This is a genomic window from Streptomyces sp. NPDC002795 (assembly GCF_042888725.1).
In the GTDB taxonomy this organism is placed as follows: Bacteria; Actinomycetota; Actinomycetes; order Streptomycetales; family Streptomycetaceae; genus Streptomyces.
The window spans coordinates 81,720-101,643 of the sequence record NZ_JBIAQB010000012.1; the positions used below are offsets into that span (position 1 = coordinate 81,720).

Sequence of the window (19,924 nt, forward strand, 5' to 3'; positions counted from 1 at the left end):
CGCCCGCACGCCCTAGTCCGCGTCCTCCAGGATGCCCGACTGGCCGATCAGATAGCCCAGTTGGGCCCTGCTGTCGCTGCCGAGCGTCGCCGCCAGCTTCGCGATGTGCACGCGGACCGTGCGGATGTTCATGCCGAGCCGCTCCGCGATCACCGCGTCCGTGTGGCCCTCGATGAGCAGCGTCGCGATCGTGCGCTGGCGCGTCGTCACGCCGTCCGCCGTCAGCTCCTCGACGGCCGCCTGCGGGAACATCGGCGTGGCCAGCTGCCACAGGCGCTCGAACGTCGTGGCCAGGTAGGTGATCAGCGCCGGGTGGCGGACCTCCAGGGCCACCGTGCGGTCCGGGTTCGCGGGGATGAAGGCGACCGTGCGGTCCAGCATGACGAGCCGCTCGGTGACCTCGTCGAGCGTGCGGACCTGGACGTCGCCGACGAGCTGCTCGTAGTGCGCCGTGACGGCGGGGGAGTGCCGGGCCGTGTGCTGGTACAGCGTGCGCATCCGGCCGCCGCCGCTGAGGAGGGCCTGCTCGCGGGGGAGCGCCGCGGCGAGCCCCCGCGGCGGCCGCCGGCCGCCCGGCTGGATGGTCAGCAGCTCAAGACAGGCCTCGCCCGCGGCCTCGTCGATCGCCTCGTTGATCCGCTGGAACCCCATCAGGACACGGAACATGGGCGTACTGGGCACCGAGGCGCGCTGCGTCTCCAGCGCGATCAGCGGCGCGAACTGGTCGGCGAGCCGCGAACTGCGCCGCCGCTGCCGGACGATCTCCTCCTCGTACGAACCGAGAAGACGCGGCAGCGCGACCGCCGGGGCCACCGGTCGCAGGGTCGTCGGATCGTCGTCGGCGGGCACGAGGAGGCCGAAGCGCAGCAGGCACGGCGCCGGTTCGGTGTCGCGCTTGTGGACGCGGCCCTCGCGCAGCGCACGGGCGTACAGCTCCGAGCCCTCCTGGCACAGCTCCTCCGCGCCGTGGCCATGGGGATCCACCTGGCGTCCGGTGTGCGGTTCGGCCGTCACGAATCCTGCTCCAGCATCCCGGACCGGGCGATCAGATAGCCGAGCTGGGCCCGGCTGCCGCTGCCGAGAGCCGCGGCGATCTTCGCTATGTGGGCGCGGCAGGTGCGCACGTTCATGCCGAGCCGACGGGCGATGGCCTCGTCGACATGCCCTTCGATGAGCAGTGTGGCGATGGAGCGCTGAACACCGGTGATCCCTTCGGGAGTCGACTCGTAGGAGACGTCTTCCTGCAGCGGGGTGGCACGCCGCCACATGTGGTCGAAGACATTGATCAGGTACTGGACGAGGCCGGGGTGGCGCAGTTCGAGCGCCATGCTGTTGCCGGCCTCGGCCGGGATGAACGCTACGTCGTGATCGCAGATGATGAGCCGCTCGATGAGTTCCTCGAGCGTCCTGATCTCTACCCTGGCACCCGCCATCTTGTCCATGTACGCGAAGGTGTTCTGGCTGTATCGGACCGTGTGCTGATACAGCGTGCGCATCGAGATGCCGCGCTCGATGAGGGGCCGGCTGCGCTCCAGGGCCTCGATCAGCAGATGCTCGCTGCGACCGCCGCCCGGCTGCACGGTCAGCACCTCCGTGCGGCTCTCCGCGATGGCCTTGTCGAGCGCCGCCTTGATCCGGCCGCCGCCTTCCAGCACCGTGATGGCGTGCGTCGTCGCGGGCATCTGGGCACTGATGGCCATGAACGGCTGGAAAGCGGCGGTGAGTTCGCCGGACAGCTCCCGCCGGTCGTGGATCTCCCGCTCTATGGGCTGTAACCGCTGGGACAGTACGACCGAGGGCGGAACCGGGCGGAGCCAGTCCGCGTCATCCGGATCCGGGTGCAGGAGCGCGAATTCCAGCAGGCAGGGAGCTGACTCGATCTCGGCGCGCGCGACACGGCCGGCGCTCAGCGCGCTGGCGTAAAGGCGCTCCCCCTCCGGGCACAGCTCAGTGACCGGATGAGGATGCGTCGCTTTTGAGCTGCTTCTAGGCAAATCTCCACCCCCCAGGGTCCTGAACGTGCAGGAACATGATGCATCGCCGCTGTGGTTTCCATGTGCCCGAATGAGTCATCGTCTGTGGTGCGGGGGAGAAGAAGCCATCAAGTAAGGACGAAGCCGACATGAGTAAGAGAATGCTTCGCTCAGTGCTCGGCGCGGCGGTCGCGGCTGTTGCGCTGGCGCTCGGCACCGCCGGAGCCGCTACGCCCGGCGATGTCGCCTGGGGCTCTGATCAGGTCGGTACGCAGAGCGTCTCGACCGTGGCCGGCGCCGACGACGTCGCGTGGGGAGTCGCTCCCGTGACCGGAGGCGGCGGCGAATGATCACCCCGCCCGACGACCGGTCATTACGCCGGGAGATGGCGATCGCCTACCGCTCCGGCTGGCACACCATCGACCTCGTGACCGCGGTTCCGAACTCCGGTGACTCCCTCATGGTCACCCTCTTCGGAGAGCCCGTCATCGTGGTCCGCGAGGGCGACGACATCAGGGCCTACCGCTGCCTGCGCCGCCCGCGCGGCGCTCCACAGCCGGTACGCACGGTCGTCCGGTACGGGATGATTTTCGTGAACCTCGACCAGCGGGACCACCAACTGGTCGGCGAGGCGGACCCCCGTTCGGAGGCCGGCTCGCAGTCCCACCACGCCAGCACCTCGGCCACCCCCCGCAGTGCCTGACGCGATACCCCCGTCGTTGTAGATCGCGCAGGCGCTTCCCCCCTGTAGCGGCGTCACCGTGTACCTGAACACGGTGGCGCCGCTGCGGCCGTTCCACGGGGTCGTGCGGATCAGGCGACGTCGGGAACGTTCGCCGTGGCCCGGTCCACCGCTATCTCGATGACCACCCGGTCCGGGTTCGGCCGGGGCGCCCGCGCATAACGCTCGGCATAGCGACGCTCGGCGTCCGCGACACGCTCCGGGTCCGTACGCACCGTCGCCCGCCCCTCCAGCGTCGCCCAGCGCCTGCCGTCGACCTGGCACACCGCGACGAATCCCGACCCCTCAAGGGCGTGGGCGACCTTCCTGGTGCCCTTGCCCGTGATGACACGGGCGACCCGCGCCTCGGCGTCGTACGTCACCCCGACCGGGACCACATGCGGCGTGCCGTTCGCGCGCAGCGTCGTCAGCGTGCACAGATGCCGTTCCCGCCAGAAGCTGAGAAAGGCGGATCCGGGGGCGTCGAGGTCGATGCGCTTGGCCATGAACGGGAACCTATCCCAGAGGGGACCGGCCCCTTTCCCTGGTCGGCCTTGAGTGGAATAGACTCAACTTTGTGCACGTTGGACGAGTCACAGTGAGTTTCCCTAGTACATGGAGGAGAACAGGCACGTGGACGCCGAGCTGACGAACCGGAGCCGCGACGCGATCAACGCGGCAAGCAGCCGGGCCGTGTCCGGGGGCCACCCGGATCTGACCCCGGCCCACCTGCTCCTCGCCCTTCTGGAGGGCCAGGACAACGAGAACATCACCGACCTCCTCGCCGCGGTCGACGCCGACCAGGCGCAGGTCAGGGCGGGCGCCGAGCGGGCGCTCGCGGCGCTGCCCAGCGTGACGGGATCCACGGTCGCGCCGCCCCAGCCGGGCCGCGAACTGCTCGCCGTCATCGCCGACGCCTCCGAGCGCGCCAAGGAGCTCGGCGACGAGTACCTCTCCACGGAACACCTGCTCATCGGCATCGCGGCCAAGGGCGGCGCAGCCGCCGACGTGCTGACACAGAACGGGGCCAGTGCGAAGAAGCTGGTCGACGCATTCACCAAGAGCAGGGGAGGGCGCCGGGTGACCACACCCGACCCCGAAGGGTCCTACAAGGCGCTGGAGAAGTTCGGTACGGACTTCACCGAGGCCGCCCGCGAGGGCAAGCTCGACCCGGTCATCGGCCGCGACCAGGAGATCCGCCGCGTCGTCCAGGTCCTGTCCCGCCGCACCAAGAACAACCCGGTGCTCATCGGCGAACCCGGCGTCGGCAAGACCGCCGTCGTCGAGGGCCTCGCCCAGCGCATCGTCAAGGGCGACGTACCGGAATCCCTCAAGGACAAGAAGCTCGTCTCGCTCGACCTCGGCGCGATGGTCGCGGGCGCCAAGTACCGCGGCGAGTTCGAGGAACGCCTCAAGACCGTCCTCTCCGAGATCAAGGAGAGCGACGGCCAGATCATCACGTTCATCGACGAGCTGCACACCGTCGTCGGCGCGGGCGCCGGCGGCGACTCCGCCATGGACGCGGGCAACATGCTCAAGCCGATGCTCGCCCGCGGCGAACTGCGCATGGTCGGCGCGACCACGCTCGACGAGTACCGCGAGCGCATCGAGAAGGACCCCGCCCTGGAACGCCGCTTCCAGCAGGTCCTGGTCGCCGAGCCGAGCGTCGAGGACTCCATCGCGATCCTCCGCGGCCTCAAGGGCCGCTACGAGGCCCACCACAAGGTCCAGATCAACGACAGCGCCCTCGTCGCGGCCTCGACGCTCTCCGACCGCTACATCACCTCCCGCTTCCTCCCCGACAAGGCCATCGACCTCGTCGACGAAGCGGCCTCCCGACTCCGTATGGAGATCGACTCCTCCCCGGTCGAGATCGACGAGCTCCAGCGTTCGGTCGACCGCCTCAAGATGGAGGAGATGGCCCTCGCCAAGGAGACCGACCCGGCCTCCCGCGACCGCCTGGACAAGCTCCGCCGCGACCTCGCCGACAAGGAGGAGGAGCTGCGCGGCCTCACCGCCCGCTGGGAGAAGGAGAAGCAGTCCCTCAACCGCGTCGGTGAACTCAAGGAAAAGCTCGACGAACTGCGCGGCCAGGCCGAACGCGCCCAGCGCGACGGTGACTTCGACACCGCGAGCAAGCTCCTCTACGGCGAGATCCCGACGCTCGAACGCGACCTGGAAGAGGCCTCCGAGGCGGAGGAGGAGGCGTCCAAGACCGATGCCTCCCGGGACCTCATGGTCAAGGAGGAGGTCGGCCCCGACGACATCGCCGACGTCGTCGCCTCCTGGACCGGCATCCCGGCAGGCCGCCTCCTGGAGGGCGAGACGCACAAGCTCCTGCGCATGGAGGACGAGCTCGGCAAGCGCCTCATCGGCCAGTCGGAAGCGGTCCGCGCGGTCTCCGACGCGGTCCGCCGCACCCGGGCGGGCATCGCCGACCCGGACCGTCCGACCGGCTCGTTCCTCTTCCTCGGCCCCACGGGCGTAGGCAAGACGGAACTGGCCAAGGCTCTGGCCGACTTCCTCTTCGACGACGAGCGGGCCATGATCCGCATCGACATGTCGGAGTACGGCGAGAAGCACTCGGTGGCACGCCTCGTGGGCGCCCCTCCCGGCTACATCGGCTACGAGGAGGGCGGCCAGCTCACCGAGTCGGTCCGCCGCCGCCCGTACTCGGTGGTCCTCCTGGACGAGGTCGAGAAGGCCCACCCCGAGGTCTTCGACATCCTCCTCCAGGTCCTCGACGACGGCCGCCTCACCGACGGCCAGGGCCGCACGGTCGACTTCCGCAACACGATCCTGGTCCTGACGTCGAACCTGGGCAGCCAGTACCTGGTGGAACCCACGACGTCGGCGGAGGAGAAGAAGCAACAGGTCCTGGAGGTCGTCCGCGCGTCCTTCAAGCCCGAATTCCTCAACCGCCTCGACGACCTGGTGGTCTTCTCGGCCCTGGACAAGGACGAGCTGTCCCGCATCGCCCGCCTCCAGCTGACCGGCCTCGCCAAGCGCCTCGCCGACCGCCGCATCACCCTGGACGTCTCCGACGAGGCCCTGACCTGGCTCGCCAACGAGGGCCACGACCCCGCCTACGGCGCCCGCCCCCTGCGCCGCCTGATCCAGACAGCGATCGGCGACCGCCTCGCGAAGGAGATCCTCTCCGGCGAGGTCAAGGACGGCGACACGGTCCGCGTCGACGCGGCCGGCGACGGGTTGATGGTGGGGCCGGGGGCGGGGAAGAGGCTGTAAGGCCTGATCGCGCGGTTCCCGCACTTTGTGGAGCGGGAACCGCGCGAAGGCGGCAGCAGGTGCCCGTGTCGCTCGTACGGGCGTAAGACGTGATGTTCGACTCCGCGTTGATGCGGACTCCTGCATGGTCGCGAGATCCGCTGCACTTCAAGGGGAGTCCACCCGTGCGCCGTGTTCTCGCAGTCCAACGCATCAGCCGCGACACCGAATCGTCGTCGGCTCTTCTCCGCCAGGACGAGGAGCTCAGCGTGGCCCTGTGCTCCGGGGTGTACGAAGAAGTGGGCAGGGTCGTCGACTCGACAGTGTCCGGGGCGGTCAACCTGGACCAGAGGGCCAGTCTCGGCAAATGGTTGCGTGCGCCTCTGGTCCACGAGTGGGACGCGCTGATGGTCACGAGCCAGGACCGCATCACGCGGGACGACATGCACTGGTGGCAGTTCGTTGACTGGGTGCTGAAGAACGGGAAGAGCGTCGTCGTGCTCGATGACCCCTCCTTCGACATCGGCACCGAGGACGGCCGGATGGTCGCGGGCATCAAGGCGGCGCAGGCGGCCAAGTACCGCCGCGCTGTGCAGGAGAAACAGCTCGGCCGTACCGCCTACTTTCGTGACAACAAACTGTGGAACGGCGGGATCTGGCCGTATGGATATCGCGCCGTCGCCTTCGAGTTCAAAGGCGAACGCCGTAAACGTCTTGTCCCGGACCCGGTGACTGCACCACTTGTACGCGAGGCCTTTGAACGCCTCGTCGGCGGTTCTTGCACGGTGTACGCCGTCATCCGCGACTGGAACGAGCGCGGTGTGCCGACGGCCCGCGATCATCAGCGTCGCGTGCAGAATGCCGAGCGTCCGGAGCACGAACGCAAGGCCGAGAGCGGAGGCTTCTGGGCCGTCACACCGTTGCGCGACATGCTTCGTTCAGAGGCGCTCATGGGGGTGATGATGCATCGGTCCCGGCCCGTCGTCGGTGCGGACGGTGCGGCCGTGAGGTGGGCCGACCCGCTCCTCACGCGGCAGGAGTTCACCGCGCTTCAGGGCGCTCTCACGACCGAACACAGTGCGGTCATGTCCGCGGCGGTGGCGGCCAGAACACGGTCCAGGACTCCGCTGGCGGGCATCGTCCGCTGCTTCTGCGGTGCACCCATGCATGTGCGGGAGCAGCGCAACAGACTGAAGGGCGGCGGGACTTCCAGCCTTGAGTACTACAACTGCAGGACCACGGCGGACGGCCCGCGATGCGAACTGCCGGGGTCCTGGCAGGTGGCGGGATTGCACGAACGCGTGGAGCAGGACTTCCTGGATCGTCTGGGTGACCGGGACATCATGAAGCGCACGCTGGTGCCAGGGCGCGACCGGTCGGCGACGATCACCGAACTACGGAAGGCGCTCCACAACCTTGCCGCCGCTGTCGCGACCGCGGAGAGCCCGGCCGCCGTCGCGGCGCTGACCCGGAAGCTCGACGAAACGTCGCGAACCCTGGCGGTTCTGGAAAAGGAGCCGGTGATCCGGCCACGCTGGATCGAGGAAGCCTGTGGCGAGACCTACGGGCAGCGTTGGCAGAGGCTTGACGACTGGACGGGCCGCGCCGCACTGCTGAGGGACGCCGGAGTCACGTACTTCGTGCGGGGACAGCGGACGGGTCAGGAGCTGTTCGGCCACCTGCCGGAGCACCTCCTGCCCTCGGTCGAGTGCGGCAGCGTCCTCGCCCGGTTCGCCGACGATCCCGAAGCGGGCGCGCGTGCGTTCCTCGTGGGCCTCCGGGCGGAGCGGGGGCTGGGCGCGGAGCTGTGGCCGTTTCGGAGAGTGGCTGTGGACGTTGCCCGGGAGCGGCTGGACGCGTAACCGGCTCACATTTCAGAATCGGCCCAAAGATGCAAGGCTGGCACTGCCAAGGCATCGCACCGGGCACCCTTGGCCGCAAGGGACGGTCCGTACGATGGGCCGAAACCACAGTGTCAGGAGCAGGAATCTTGTCTATCGACCCGTCCTCGATTCCCAACTTCGGGGGACAGCCCGACCCGCAGGAGGGCGAGGGACCGGCCGGTCCCGTCGTTCCCGACCAGGACCTGGTCAAGCAGCTTCTGGAGCAGATGGAGCTCAAGTACGTCACCGACGAAGAGGGTGACCTCGCGGCGCCGTGGGAGGAGTTCCGTACGTACTTCATGTTCCGCGGCGAGGGTGACCAGCAGGTCTTCTCGGTGCGGACGTTCTACGACCGGCCGCACGGCATCGAGATCAAGCCGCAGCTGCTCGAGTCGATCGACGACTGGAACCGCCGCACCCTGTGGCCGAAGGTCTACAGCCACACCCACGACGACGGCACCGTCCGCCTCATCGGCGAGGCGCAGATGCTGATCGGCACCGGGGTCTCGCTGGAGCACTTCGTGTCGTCGACGGTCAGCTGGGTGCGCGCCGCGATCGAGTTCGACCGGTGGCTCGTGGAGCAGCTCGGCCTGGAGGCCGAGGTCGACTCCGCGGAGAAGCCGGAGGACGGCAACGACTCCGAGTGAGTCTGTGAGCTGTATCCGATGTACGGCGTGAGAGCCCGGTCGACCGACCGGGCTCTCGTCGTGGCTACGGTGCCGCAGGCGTCGGCTTCGGGTCGATGCGGAACAGTTCGCCGTCGACCTGGCCGATGAGGCCGTGGCGTCCCTCGGTCATCAGTTCCGGGGCGACACCGCCCTGCACGGGGCGCTCGGGCAGCTTCACCTTGCCGCGCCAGCGCACCGCGCCGCTGTCCAGGTCGAGGCCCACCACGTTCCCGGTCGGGTCGAGGAAGTAGGCGACCCGGTCGGTGAGGTTCACCGCGGCGTCGGAGGCCAGTTCGTACATGTCGCGGCCGGTGGGGTCCTTGCGGAGCCGGAGGCCGGACTCGCTCGCCCACAGCTGCTTCCCGTCGGCGGCCGACCACGCGAGGACCGTGCCGCCCTTGCGGACCACGAGCATGGTGCCGTCCGCGATCACGCCGCCGCGCGGCCCGTCGGCGCGGTGCCGCGTCACCTTCTCGGTGCCCGTGTCGACACGGATCAGGTCGATGGGGCCGGGGTCGCCGAAGAACTTCTGGTTTCCGGCCATGGCGCTGAGCAGCACCGTGTCGCCGTCCCTGCCGATGTAGGACGCCGGGCCCTTGACCGTCGCGACCGTGTGCGGGCGGCCGGTCGCCGGGTCGAGGCGGACGACGGTGCTGCGCTGCGGCGCCTTCTCGCTGTCCGGTGAGCACATCAGGTGCGGTACGCCGCCGATCGCGGCGGCGGTGCAGTCGGCCTGCTTCCATTGGTGCGTCCACAGCGTGCGGCCGGTCCTGGGGTCGAGGGCCGCAGTGCTCTTGAACGTGGGGGTGTTGGCGAGGACGCCGCCGTCGAAGAGCACGGCGGAGTCCGCGTCGCGGCTGTCGTCGGCCAGCTCGTGCTTCCAGAGCACCTTGCGGCTTTCGACGTCGATGGCGACGACGTCGGTGCCGGGGTTCGACGTTCCCGGGGCGTGGTCGGCGTAGGAGTAGAGGATTCCGTCGCGGACGCCGGGGAGCGAGCCCGACGGGGTGCTGTCGCTGTTGGGGTGCGCGGCCTTGCGCTGCCACACGACCTTTCCCGTACGGGTGTCGACGCCGATGCCGTCGTACCCGGCGCCCCGGCAGTACACGGCTGCGGGGCCCGTGGCGCAGGCGTCCCATGTGGTCTTGCCCGGCAGCGTGGTGTGCCAGCGCAGCTTGCCCTCCCGGCTGACGTGGTTGGCCGGCGTCGGCGGCCGGTCGTCGCCGCCCGTGCCGGTGACGAGGACGGTGCCGAAGGCGAGGGCGGTGAGGCCGAGGGTCGCGCCGGTGACGCGCAGTGCGGTGCGGCGCTTGCGGCGGCGTACGAGACGGTCGGCGATGTCCGTGGGCGCGCCCGGGCTTTCGGGGGTCCAGGTGTGGAGGACGTCCCGGAGCGTGCGGTCGAGCTGGTCGGCATTCATGCGTGGACTCCCTTCGGCGCGGTGTTCTTCGGGTCGGCCGCGGTGGCGGGGCGCCGGGCGTCGAGTTCCGGCGCGAGTGTGCGCAGCCGGGCGAGGGAGCGGTGGGTGGTGCTGCGTACGGTGCCGACCGAGCAGCTGAGGGCGGCCGCCACCTCGCTCTCGGACAGGTCCTCGAAGTAGCGCAGGACGAGCATCGTGCGCTGGCGCGGGGTCAGCCGGGCCAGCGCTCCGGCCATGGTGATCCGCAGGTCGGCGTCGGCGGTGCCGTCGGCCGTGCCCGCTTCGCGCCACACCGTGCGCGACGCGTCGAACGTCGGTTCGCGGTGCGGCCGGCGCAGCCGCCAGCGGCTGACCTGGTGCCGGTACATCACCTTGCGGACGTACCCCTCGGGGTCGTCGATGCGCCGCCAGTGCCCCAGCGCCTTCATCAACGCGGTCTGTACGAGGTCTTCGGCCTCGTGCCGGTCGCCGCCGGTGAGCAGGTTCGCCAGGCGGAGCAGGGTGCCCCACCTGGCGTCGACGAAGTCCCGGAATCTCAGCTGATCCTGCGGGTCCATGGGCCCTCCCGTTCTCTGACGCCCACAAGGACGCGCGGAGCACGGGACATCTATGCCTGCTGCGCAGGCTTTCTTCAACGGGCCGCCGTGAACCGCCCTACCGCGTACGCACCTTGGCGAGCCGCGCCGCCGCCTCGCTCAGTACGTCGTCCTGCTTGCAGAACGCGAAGCGTACGTAGGGGGCCCCCGCGGTGCGGTCGTCGTAGAAGACGGCGTTGGGGACGGCGACGACGCCGCAGCGTTCGGGGAGGGCGCGGCAGAATTCGAAGCCGTCGTCGAAGCCGAGGGGGCGGATGTCGGTGGTGATGAAGTAGGTGCCCTGGGGGCGGAAGACGGTGAAGCCGGCGTCTTCGAGGCCGGTCGCGAGCAGTTCGCGCTTGGCGGTCATGGTGGCGCGGAAGTCGGAGAAGTACGTGTCGGGGAGGGCGAGGGCCTCCGCGACCGCGTACTGGAAGGGGCCCGCGGAGACGTACGTCAGGAACTGCTTCGCCGAGCGGACCGCCGTGACGAGTTCGGGGGTCGAGGTGACCCAGCCGACCTTCCATCCGGTGAACGAGAACGTCTTGCCGGCGCTGCCGATGGTGACCGTGCGTTCGCGCATGCCGGGGAGTGTGGCGAGCGGGATGTGTTCGGCGTCGCCGTAGGTGAGGTGTTCGTAGACCTCGTCGGTGACGACGAGGAGGTCGCGTTCGACGGCGAGTTCGGCGATGGCGGTCAGCTCGGCGCGGCTGAGGACGGTGCCGGTGGGGTTGTGCGGGGTGTTGATGAGGAGGAGGCGGGTGCGGGGGGTGATCGCGTCGCGCAGTTCGTCGAGGTCGAGGCGGAAGGACGCGTCCCCGTCAGTGGTCGGCCTCAGCGTCACCGGGACGCGGGTGCCGCCCGCGAGGGCGATGCTCGCCGCGTACGAGTCGTAGTACGGCTCGAAGGCGATGACCTCGTCGCCGGGTTCGACGAGGGCGAGGAGGGAGGCGGCGATGGCCTCCGTGGCGCCCGCTGTGACCAGGACCTCGCGGTCGGGGTCGAACTCCATGCCGTAGCGGCGCTGCTGATGGGCGGCGATCGCGGTGCGCAGCTCGGGGATGCCGGGGCCCGGCGGGTACTGGTTGCCGTGTCCCGCGCGCAGCGCCCGTACCGCGGCCTCGCGCACCTGCTCGGGGCCGTCGGTGTCGGGGAAGCCCTGGCCGAGGTTGATGGCGCCGGTCCGCACGGCGAGCGCGGACATCTCGGCGAAGATCGTCGTCCCGAACTCGGCGAGGCGGCGGTTGAGCAGGGGGCGTGCGCTGGAGGTCATGCCGGTCATCCTGCGCCGAACCTCTGGACTTCCTCAACTCCCGCTTGGCGTGCTCCGGGCAGGGGCATCCCCCTGTCACGCCCGCACGGGGCGGCCCCTCGGGGGATACGGGGGAAGAGAGAGGAGGGCAGGTGATGAACATTTTCTTCATCGTGGTCTTCGTGACGATTGTGGTCGCCATCGTGCTCGGGACGGCCAGGGCGGGCGGCAGCGGCCGCTCATCCAGCACCTCATTGAGGAAGAACCGGGCCGGCCGGAGCAGCTGGTGGGCCGGTGGCGGTGCCGCGAGTGGTGGTGGCGGTGGTGGCTACGGATGTTCCTCGTCCGGTGACTCCGGCGGCGGCCATCACGGCAACTCGTGCGGCGGCGGTTCGTCGTGCGGTGGTGGTGGCGGCGGCGGCGGTGGATGCGGTGGCGGCGGAAGCTGACGCGCCGGGTCCGGGCGTGCGGCCCGCGCGGAGGCGACTGACACGGGGCAGTCGGTCCGCGTGGGCCGCACGCTTGTCCGGGTGTGCCCTCGTAGGTTGTGCGCCGGGCGCGAATAGTGCTCGTTGAAGTTGAACAGTTGAGCTGTGCTGCCCTCGAGGGGATGGAAACCCTCCGAAGTTGGGTAAAAACGCTGTGATGGCGTCGTCCCCCATGATTCCCTTTAACTGTCAACACAGCCCTCGTACTACGTAGTTATCGCGTTCGCGTGGGCCTGAGCCGGCCCCTTCGACCCAGCCGGCCCCACCTCCCTTTGCGTGCTAGCGGAGCCGACCCATGCTCACGACCCTGAACACCGCCTACAGCGATACGAGTGCGGCCGATCTGGCCTGGGCCCTCGGCCGGGAGCCGTTGCCCGCGCTCGCGACACTCGACCTCGATCTCGACGACGCAAGGCTTCAGTTGAGGCTGCTCGGGGCCTCTCACCAGGTGCTGCTCGAGGAGGAGCGCGGCACCTGCTCGGAGACCGTGGCGTGCATTCCTGGCAGCAGCACGCCGCTCCCGCTGGGGGTCGCGAAGAGCCTCGGCGACTGGGAGTACGAATTCGCCGCCCGCGTCGAGCATTTGACGGCGGGTCAATTCGCGGGCCGCGCACAGGAGTTGCTCGCGCTCGTCGCCGACCACCCGAACGGCCTTGCGGGTGTCTTCCCCGGCAGCCCGCATGCCTTCACCGCGATGCTGGCCCAGCGGTACGAGGGTCAGGTGCACTGGCGCACCTGGCACGCGTACCCGCAGGACGGCCAGTTGGTCGCCACCCGCACCAGGGTGGGCGCGCGGATGCCGGCGGCCGCCGCCCTGTAGCGGCGCGAGCCCGGCTCGCGGTGGCTGTGCAGGTCGTGGGTGGGCCTGCGGTGCATCGGTTCCACACGTGTGGGTGACCGGGTGGAGTCGGGCGGTGACGTAGCGTTCCAGGGTGATCGAACCGCACCCACCCGTGACGACGCGGGGCCGCCCCCGGCCCTTGGGCGACCCGGTCCGGTCCCCGCTCCCGGTGAAGCCGGGCACCGGCCGCGTCCTCGTCCTCGCGGGAGTCTTCGTCTGCGCGGCCTGCGGACTCGTGTACGAACTCGAACTGGTCGCGCTCGCCTCGTACTTGATGGGCGACTCGGTCACCCAGGCCTCCGTCGTGCTCTCCGTCATGGTCTTCGCGATGGGCCTCGGTTCGCTCGCCGCCAAGCGGCTGCGGCTGCGGGCCGCGGTCGGCTTCGGGATGATCGAGGCGCTGCTCGCGCTCGTCGGCGGTTGCAGCGCCATGGTGCTGTACGCGGTGTTCGCGTGGACCGGGGACTGGGGCGGGGCCTGGGAGGACGGGCCGCGCTGGCTGCTCGTCGGGTTCTCGCTGGCCATCGGGGTACTGATCGGGGCGGAAGTGCCGCTGCTGATGGTGCTGATCCAGCGGATCCGACGGCAGGACGCGGGCGGGGCCGTGGCCGATCTGTTCGCGGCGGACTATGTGGGTGCGCTGGTGGGCGGCCTTGCGTTTCCTTTTCTGCTGTTGCCGCTGCTGGGGCAGTTGACCGGGGCGCTGCTCACCGGGGCGGTCAACGCGGTGGCGGGGGCGGTGCTCGTCCTCGGACTGTTCCGGCGGGACCTGAGCCGGCGCGACCGCCGGCTGCTGATCGTCGCGAACGTCACGGTGCTCGGCCTGCTCGCCACGTCCTGGGTCCTCGTCGACGACTTCGAGCGGGCGGCGCGGCACGCTCTGTTCGGGGCGGATGTGCGGGTCGCCGTGCAGACCGGGGTGCAGGAAGTCGTGCTCACGGGTGGTGGGCGGCGCCCCACGTCGCTCTTTCTCGACGGGCGGTTGCGGGTCGACGGGCACGAACGGGGTCGCCCCTACCGGCAGCTCGTCGGCCCCGCGCTGCACGGCGGTCCCCGCGCGCGGGTCCTGATCCTCGGCGGGGGCGACGGCCTCGCCGCGCGTGAGGTGCTGCGTGCCCGCGGGGTGCGGCGGGTGGACGTCGTCGACCCCGACCCGGTGGTGGTGCGGCTGGCCCGGACCGATCCGGGGCTGAGGGAGCTGAACGGGCGATCGCTGGGGGATCCGCGGGTGCGGGTGATGACGGGGGACGTGTTCGCGTGGCTGCGGGGCGCTCCGCGGGTGCTGCCGTACGACGTGGTGGTGTGCGATCTGCCCGACCCCGGCAGCACGGCGAGCACGAAGCTGTACTCGCAGGAGTTCTACGGGTTGGTGGGGCGGGTTCTCGCGGACCGGGGGCGAGTGGTGGCGCGGGTGGGGCGCGGCGCGGCGCCGCTGAGCACGGGCGCCGCGACGGTGCGCTCCGCGGGGTTGCGGGTGGTGGCGTATCGCGGCGACGGGGGTGTCGGGTTCGTACTGGCGGGATGGACACGGCCGGGGCCTCCGGCGGGTGAGCGGGTGGTGCGTACGGGGGTGGGGGGTGTGCCGTCGACGTTGATACATCCGCGGTACGGGGGGTAGGGGCGGGGGCGGTGCCTGCGGTTACGGGTTGGAGGGTGGCCGGGGTTTTGGGGCGGTGTCGGGGGCTGCGCCTGCCGTCTTCGGTGTGGGTGTCGGGGCCGGCGCCTGCCGTCACGGGTTCGGGGGGTCGGGGTTTTGGGGCTGTGCCGAGGGTGGCGCCTGTCGTTATCGGTGTGGGGGTCGGGGTTTTGCGGGCTGCGCCAGGTTGGTGCCTGCCGTCTTCGGTGTGGGGGTCGGGGTCCTGGGGCTGCGCCGGGCTTCGCTTGTCTCCCACCCACCCGCCCCCTCCGGGGGCTTCGGTTGTCCGGGGTGATGCTTGTTGCGCGGCGCCGTCGCCGACGGGTGTGGGTGTCGGGGCCGGCGCCTGCCGTCACGGGTTGGCGGGGCCGGGGTTTTGGGGCTGTGCCGAGGGTGGCGCCTGTCGTCTTCGGTGTGGGGGTCGGGGTTTTGGGGCTGTGTCGAGGGTGGTGCCTGTGGTGTTGGTTCGCGGCGGCGTGGGTTCGGCTGCGCCGGGCTTCGGTTGTCTACCACCGCCCGCCCCCTCCGGGGGCTTCGGTTGTCCGGGGTGATGCTTGTTGCGCGGCGCCGTCGCCGATGGGTGTGGGTGTCGGGGCCGGCGCCTGCCGTCACGGGTTGGCGGGGCCGTGGCTTTGGGGCTGTGCCGAGGGTGGCGCCTGTCGTTATCGGTGCGGGTGGCCGGGGTTTTGCGGGCTGCGCCAGGTTGGTGCCTGCCGTCTTCGGCGCGGGGGCCGGGGTTTTGGGGGCTGTGCCGAGGGTGGTGCCTGTCGTTATCGGTGTGGGCGGCCGGGGTTTTGCGGGCTGCGCCAGGTTGGTGCCTGCCGTCTTCGGCGCGGGGGCCGGGGTCCTGGGGCCGCGCCGGGGGTGCTCCCGCCGTCATGGATCCGGCCCCGGGGCCGGGCCCCCGCTCAGCCGCGACGGCACTAGCACAGGAGCGTCCCGGGGCGTTGGAAAGTCGGAAGGTGGAGGGCGAAGGGGGTACACGTGAGCGATGAGGTCGCTAGGCTCGGCGGCATGGAGCATGAGGTGTTCGTTCCGGTTCCGGCGGAGTCACTGCGGGCGGTGCTCTGCGATTCCCAACGTGTCGACCGGGCCCTGCCCGGCTACCAGCGCGATGCCGCCGGTGGCGGTGGCGGTGGTCGTCTGAAGGTGCGTATCGGCGGGCACACCATCACGTACCGCGGCAGCGTGACCGTGACGCAGTCGGCGGACGGTTCCTTCGCCGTGACGGGTGAAGGCCGTGAGGCCCGCGGCGCGGGAGGCGTGAAGTTCGCCCTGACCGCCCGGGTCGCGGCGTCGGCCGGCGGCTCCGCGGTCACCTTCTCCGGCACCGGATCCGGCGACGGCCGGGTCGCTGAGCTGCCGCGCGAGGCCGTGGCGGCGGCGGCCCACCGTCTGCTGAACCGTTTCGCGGAGAACCTGGGCGCGACCGGCCAGGAACCGGGTTCGGACCCCGACGAGGACGCGGGTGAGGACGACCCGCGTGAGGGCGAGGGCGACGGGCCCGTCGACGACACCGTCGAGGGCTCGGGCAGCAGCTCGGTCGGCGACCCCCGTGGAGCCGAGGCGCTCGCGCCCGCCGAAGACCACTCCTCCGTCTACGACACCGAGATCCCGCCGCCGTCCCTCGACCCCGACGCGGACCGCGCGGGGCCCGAATCCGACCTCCCGGCGGAGCCGGTCGCCGCGCACGCCCGGCGCACCATGATCGGCCGCAGCGCGGAGGAGGTCGACCACGCGCCGCCGCGCGGCCGGTACGCCCCCGTGCCCGCCCCCGAAGGCGTCACGGCCGGCGCGACACTGCGCTGGGCCGCCCCCGCGGCCGCCGTCGCGCTCGCCTCGGCGATCGTCGTCGGCCGGGTCCTGCGCAGGCGCCGGTAGCCGTACCCCCAAGGCCCTTCCCTTCCGTCTGCTGAACCGTCAGAAACGGCCTAGTCTCAGTGATCGTGACGACACAGCAAACGACGCTGACCGCGGGCGACGCGGAAGTAACCGTGGCGCCGGGCAACGGCTGCCGTATCAGCAGCCTGAAGATCTCCGGTACCGAACTGCTGCGGCAGGGCGAGAAGTACGGCTGCTTTCCGATGGTGCCGTGGTGCGGCCGCATCAAGGACGGGCAGTTCCGGGACGGCGGGCACACCCACCAGATGCCGCTGAACTCCCCGCCGCACGCCATCCACGGCTTCGGCCGGAACGCCGAGTGGACCACCGCGCGCGAAACCCGCACCGAGGCCGCCTTCACGTACGACCTCACCGACCCCTGGCCGTACAGCGGACGCGTCACGCAGCTCGTCTCGCTCTCCGAGAACTCGCTGACCCTGTCGCTGGGGATCGAGACGTACGGCGATTCCTTCCCCGCGCAGGCCGGCTGGCACCCCTGGTTCAACCGGACGGTCACCGACGGCGGCAGCAGCGTGCAGATCGCCTTCGACCCGGCCTGGCAGGAGGAGCGCGGCGCCGACCACCTGCCGACCGGCAAGCGCATCGAGGCCACCCCCGGCCCCTGGGACGACTGCTTCGGGATGCCCGGTGGCGTCGACGTCATGCTGTCCTGGCCGGGCGCCCTCCAGGTCGAGGTGAAGAGCCCCGAGCAGTGGGTCGTCGTCTACGACGAGCAGGACGCGGCCGTCTGCGTCGAACCGCAGACCGGCCCCCCGAACGGCCTGAACACCGCGCCGCGCCTGGTCACCCCGGTGGAGCCGCTGGAGACGAGCACGACCTGGACGTGGAGCCACCTGTAAAACGGGTCCGCGCCGGGCCCCCACCGGGCCCCCTTAAGCTCGTAGGCATGACGACGAACGACGTGCGCGACGCGCTGCTGACGCAGATCAAGAACAAGGCCGTGGTGCACGGCAAGGTGACCCTCTCCTCCGGCATCGAGGCCGACTACTACGTCGACCTGCGCCGCGTCACCCTCGACGGCGAGGCCGCCCCGCTGGTGGGCCAGGTGCTGCTCGACCTGGCCGGTGAGCACGGGCTTGAGTTCGACGCGGTCGGCGGCCTCACCATGGGCGCCGACCCGGTCGCCGGCGCGATGCTGCACGCGTCGGCCGCGCGCGGCGAGCGGCTCGACGCGTTCGTCGTCCGCAAGGCCGCCAAGGCGCACGGCATGCAGCGGCGGGTCGAGGGCCCTGACATCAAGGGGCGTCGCGTGCTCGTCGTCGAGGACACGTCCACGACCGGCGGTTCCCCGCTGGAGGCCGTCCAGGCGGTGCGCGAGGCCGGGGCCGAGGTCGTCGCCGTCGCGACCATCGTGGACCGGGCCACCGGTGCCGCCGAGAAGATCACCGAGGGTGCCGGGGTGCCGTACCTCTTCGCCTTCTCGAAGGACGAGCTCGGCCTGGACTGAGGCCCTGTCCGAGGCCCGGGAACTCCGGGACCTTCGCCGGGCTGGAGCATTCGCGCAAGTCTGGAAAGATGGGGTCGACGATGATGTCACCCCTTTGACGCTTGGTGAGGGTCACCGAGAACCACGACCACCACACCCGCAATCCCGCGCTTTACGAGGAGACGGCAGATGGCCATCGCAACCCCGGACCAGTACAACGAGATGCTCGACCGGGCCAAGGCGGGGAAGTTCGCCTACCCGGCCATCAACGTCTCGTCGACGCAGACCCTGAACGCCGCGCTTCAGGGCTTCGCCGAGGCCGAGTCCGACGGCATCATCCAGATCTCCACCGGTGGCGCCGAGTACCTCTCGGGCCAGGGCGTGAAGGACATGGTCGTGGGCGCCGAGGCGCTCGCCGAGTTCGCGCACGTCGCCGCCGCGCGCTACGGCAACAAGATCGCGCTGCACACCGACCACTGCCCCAAGGGCAAGCTGGACGGTTACGTGCGTCCGCTGCTCGACATCTCCGCCAAGCGCGTCGAGGCCGGCGGCCTGCCGCTGTTCCAGTCGCACATGTGGGACGGCTCGGCCGAGACGCTGAAGGACAACCTGGAGATCGCCCAGGAGCTGCTCGCCAAGGCCAAGGCCGCGAACATCATCCTGGAGATCGAGATCACCCCGACCGGTGGTGAGGAGGACGGCGTCTCGCACGAGATCAACGACAACCTCTACACCACGGTCGACGACGCGCTGCGCACCGCCGAGGCGCTCGGCCTGGGCGAGAAGGGCCGCTACCTGCTGGCCGCCTCGTTCGGCAACGTGCACGGCGTGTACAAGCCGGGCAACGTCGTGCTCCGCCCCGACCTGCTCAAGGACCTGAACGAGGGCGTCGCCGCGAAGTACGGGCAGCCGGCCGGCTCGAAGCCGTTCGACTTCGTCTTCCACGGCGGCTCGGGCTCCACGGTCGAGGAGATCACCACCGCGCTGGAGAACGGCGTCGTGAAGATGAACCTCGACACCGACACCCAGTACGCCTTCACGCGGCCCATCGCGGGCCACATGTTCGAGAACTACGACGGCGTCCTGAAGGTCGACGGCGAGGTCGGCAACAAGAAGACGTACGACCCGCGTGTGTGGGGCAAGAAGGCCGAGGCGAGCATGACCGCCCGCATCGTCCAGGCCTGCGAGAACCTGCGTTCGACGGGTACGCGCATCAAGTAGTTCCCCCGCTGGTTCGCCCGCTGGTTCTTCCCGCTGGTTCTTTCGCTCATGGGCCCGGCATCCCCTCTCGGGAGCCGGGCCCGTGGCATGTCACGAGGGCGCTCGACGGGAAGCCGTGCGGGCGCGGCACACTTGACCCCATGAACCTTCACGAGAACCTCCTCGGCGGCCCGCCCCCGACCCAGCTCCCGGACGACCCGGAGCCGCGCGAGCTGCTCGCGTCCGGCACGGCCCCTGCGGACGTCGCCGCGAAGTACCCGACCTCCTCGCTCGCCTGGGCGCAGCTCGCCGACGACGCGTTCGAGCGCGGCAGCGTCGTCGAGTCGTACGCCTACGCCCGCACCGGCTACCACCGCGGCCTCGACTCGCTGCGCCGGGCCGGATGGAAGGGCCACGGCCCGGTGCCGTGGGACCACGAGCCCAACCGCGGTTTCCTGCGCGCGCTGCACGCCCTCGCGCGGGCCGCGGGCACGATCGGTGAGCAGGAGGAGTACGAGCGCTGCACGCAGTTCCTGAAGGACTCCTCGGAGCAGGCCGCGCAGACGCTGACCTGAGATTTCTTCGTGCGGTGCGGCCCGCCCGGTCCAATGTGACCAGGCGGGCCTTGCCGTTTGCGGGGACGATTGCGGAGGATGCAGTCGGGGACCGGGGCCCCGTGTCGGTAACGGCAGGGCGGACCGCTACCCGGAGTAC

At 70.5% G+C, this 19,924-nt stretch carries 19 protein-coding genes; 13 read left to right on the forward strand and 6 right to left on the reverse strand.

What is annotated here, in order from left to right:
- Positions 1-12 precede the first annotated feature (12 nt).
- The gene (locus ACFYWS_RS31670; RefSeq protein WP_389282158.1) at positions 13-1,014 is read right to left on the reverse strand and encodes a LuxR C-terminal-related transcriptional regulator; all 1,002 of its coding nucleotides are present in this window, start codon (positions 1,012-1,014) and stop codon (positions 13-15) included.
- Complete coding sequence (locus ACFYWS_RS31675; protein WP_389282159.1) at positions 1,011-1,994, reverse strand: helix-turn-helix transcriptional regulator; 984 nt, start codon at positions 1,992-1,994, stop codon at positions 1,011-1,013. The genes ACFYWS_RS31670 and ACFYWS_RS31675 overlap by 4 nt, the downstream gene beginning before the upstream one ends.
- 128 nt (positions 1,995-2,122) lie before the next feature.
- Between ACFYWS_RS31675 and ACFYWS_RS31680 the strand changes: the two genes are divergently transcribed.
- Both ACFYWS_RS31680 and ACFYWS_RS31685 read left to right on the forward strand, forming a co-directional pair.
- On the forward strand, positions 2,123-2,323 hold the full coding sequence (locus ACFYWS_RS31680) for a hypothetical protein (RefSeq protein WP_389282160.1): 201 nt from the start codon (positions 2,123-2,125) through the stop codon (positions 2,321-2,323).
- Positions 2,320-2,676: a hypothetical protein gene (locus ACFYWS_RS31685; RefSeq protein ID WP_389282161.1), complete on the forward strand. Its 357-nt coding sequence runs from the start codon at positions 2,320-2,322 to the stop codon at positions 2,674-2,676. The genes ACFYWS_RS31680 and ACFYWS_RS31685 overlap by 4 nt, the downstream gene beginning before the upstream one ends.
- Positions 2,677-2,786: 110 nt before the next feature.
- Here ACFYWS_RS31685 and ACFYWS_RS31690 read toward each other — a convergent pair whose 3' ends face one another.
- The gene (locus ACFYWS_RS31690) at positions 2,787-3,200 is read right to left on the reverse strand and encodes a pyridoxamine 5'-phosphate oxidase family protein (RefSeq protein WP_389282162.1); all 414 of its coding nucleotides are present in this window, start codon (positions 3,198-3,200) and stop codon (positions 2,787-2,789) included.
- A 127-nt stretch (positions 3,201-3,327) separates the two neighbouring features.
- Between ACFYWS_RS31690 and clpB the strand changes: the two genes are divergently transcribed.
- The 3 genes from clpB to ACFYWS_RS31705 all read left to right on the forward strand — a co-directional run bounded on the left by clpB (position 3,328) and on the right by ACFYWS_RS31705 (position 8,449).
- Positions 3,328-5,940, forward strand: coding sequence for an ATP-dependent chaperone ClpB (gene clpB / locus ACFYWS_RS31695; RefSeq protein ID WP_389282164.1), 2,613 nt, complete (start codon positions 3,328-3,330; stop codon positions 5,938-5,940).
- Between the two features lie 164 nt (positions 5,941-6,104).
- Positions 6,105-7,781, forward strand: a complete 1,677-nt coding sequence (locus ACFYWS_RS31700) for a recombinase family protein (RefSeq protein WP_389282165.1) — start codon at positions 6,105-6,107, stop codon at positions 7,779-7,781.
- Between the two features lie 128 nt (positions 7,782-7,909).
- On the forward strand, positions 7,910-8,449 hold the full coding sequence (locus tag ACFYWS_RS31705; protein WP_389282167.1) for a YbjN domain-containing protein: 540 nt from the start codon (positions 7,910-7,912) through the stop codon (positions 8,447-8,449).
- A 64-nt stretch (positions 8,450-8,513) separates the two neighbouring features.
- Here the strand turns inward: ACFYWS_RS31705 and ACFYWS_RS31710 are convergent, their stop codons facing one another.
- From ACFYWS_RS31710 to ACFYWS_RS31720, 3 genes are all read right to left on the reverse strand, one after another.
- The gene (locus tag ACFYWS_RS31710) at positions 8,514-9,890 is read right to left on the reverse strand and encodes a PQQ-binding-like beta-propeller repeat protein (protein WP_389282169.1); all 1,377 of its coding nucleotides are present in this window, start codon (positions 9,888-9,890) and stop codon (positions 8,514-8,516) included.
- Entirely contained in the window at positions 9,887-10,447 is a 561-nt protein-coding gene (locus ACFYWS_RS31715) for a SigE family RNA polymerase sigma factor (RefSeq protein ID WP_389282170.1), read from the reverse strand. The genes ACFYWS_RS31710 and ACFYWS_RS31715 overlap by 4 nt, the downstream gene beginning before the upstream one ends.
- Positions 10,448-10,544: 97 nt before the next feature.
- Complete coding sequence (locus tag ACFYWS_RS31720) at positions 10,545-11,747, reverse strand: pyridoxal phosphate-dependent aminotransferase (protein WP_389282171.1); 1,203 nt, start codon at positions 11,745-11,747, stop codon at positions 10,545-10,547.
- A 125-nt stretch (positions 11,748-11,872) separates the two neighbouring features.
- Here ACFYWS_RS31720 and ACFYWS_RS31725 point away from each other — a divergent pair, with 125 nt between their 5' ends.
- The 8 genes from ACFYWS_RS31725 to ACFYWS_RS31760 all read left to right on the forward strand — a co-directional run bounded on the left by ACFYWS_RS31725 (position 11,873) and on the right by ACFYWS_RS31760 (position 19,785).
- Entirely contained in the window at positions 11,873-12,166 is a 294-nt protein-coding gene (locus ACFYWS_RS31725; protein WP_389282173.1) for a hypothetical protein, read from the forward strand.
- A gap of 334 nt (positions 12,167-12,500) precedes the next feature.
- Positions 12,501-13,025 carry a DUF2617 family protein gene (locus tag ACFYWS_RS31730; RefSeq protein WP_389282175.1) on the forward strand — a complete coding sequence of 175 codons (525 nt, stop codon included), beginning with the start codon at positions 12,501-12,503 and terminating at the stop codon, positions 13,023-13,025.
- A 112-nt stretch (positions 13,026-13,137) separates the two neighbouring features.
- Positions 13,138-14,664, forward strand: coding sequence for a polyamine aminopropyltransferase (locus ACFYWS_RS31735; protein WP_389282176.1), 1,527 nt, complete (start codon positions 13,138-13,140; stop codon positions 14,662-14,664).
- A 1,032-nt stretch (positions 14,665-15,696) separates the two neighbouring features.
- Positions 15,697-16,563: an SRPBCC family protein gene (locus tag ACFYWS_RS31740; RefSeq protein ID WP_389282178.1), complete on the forward strand. Its 867-nt coding sequence runs from the start codon at positions 15,697-15,699 to the stop codon at positions 16,561-16,563.
- Positions 16,564-16,628: 65 nt separating this feature from the next.
- A complete protein-coding gene (locus tag ACFYWS_RS31745) occupies positions 16,629-17,423 on the forward strand; it encodes an aldose 1-epimerase (protein ID WP_389282179.1) in 795 nt (264 codons plus the stop codon).
- Positions 17,424-17,470: 47 nt separating this feature from the next.
- Positions 17,471-18,031 (forward strand): orotate phosphoribosyltransferase, encoded by a 561-nt coding sequence (gene pyrE / locus ACFYWS_RS31750; RefSeq protein WP_389282180.1) that lies wholly within the window; start codon positions 17,471-17,473, stop codon positions 18,029-18,031.
- 168 nt (positions 18,032-18,199) lie between these two features.
- A complete protein-coding gene (gene fbaA / locus ACFYWS_RS31755) occupies positions 18,200-19,231 on the forward strand; it encodes a class II fructose-bisphosphate aldolase (RefSeq protein WP_389282181.1) in 1,032 nt (343 codons plus the stop codon).
- 140 nt (positions 19,232-19,371) lie between these two features.
- Positions 19,372-19,785, forward strand: a complete 414-nt coding sequence (locus tag ACFYWS_RS31760; RefSeq protein ID WP_389282183.1) for a DUF3151 domain-containing protein — start codon at positions 19,372-19,374, stop codon at positions 19,783-19,785.
- The last annotated feature ends 139 nt before the right edge of the window (positions 19,786-19,924 follow it).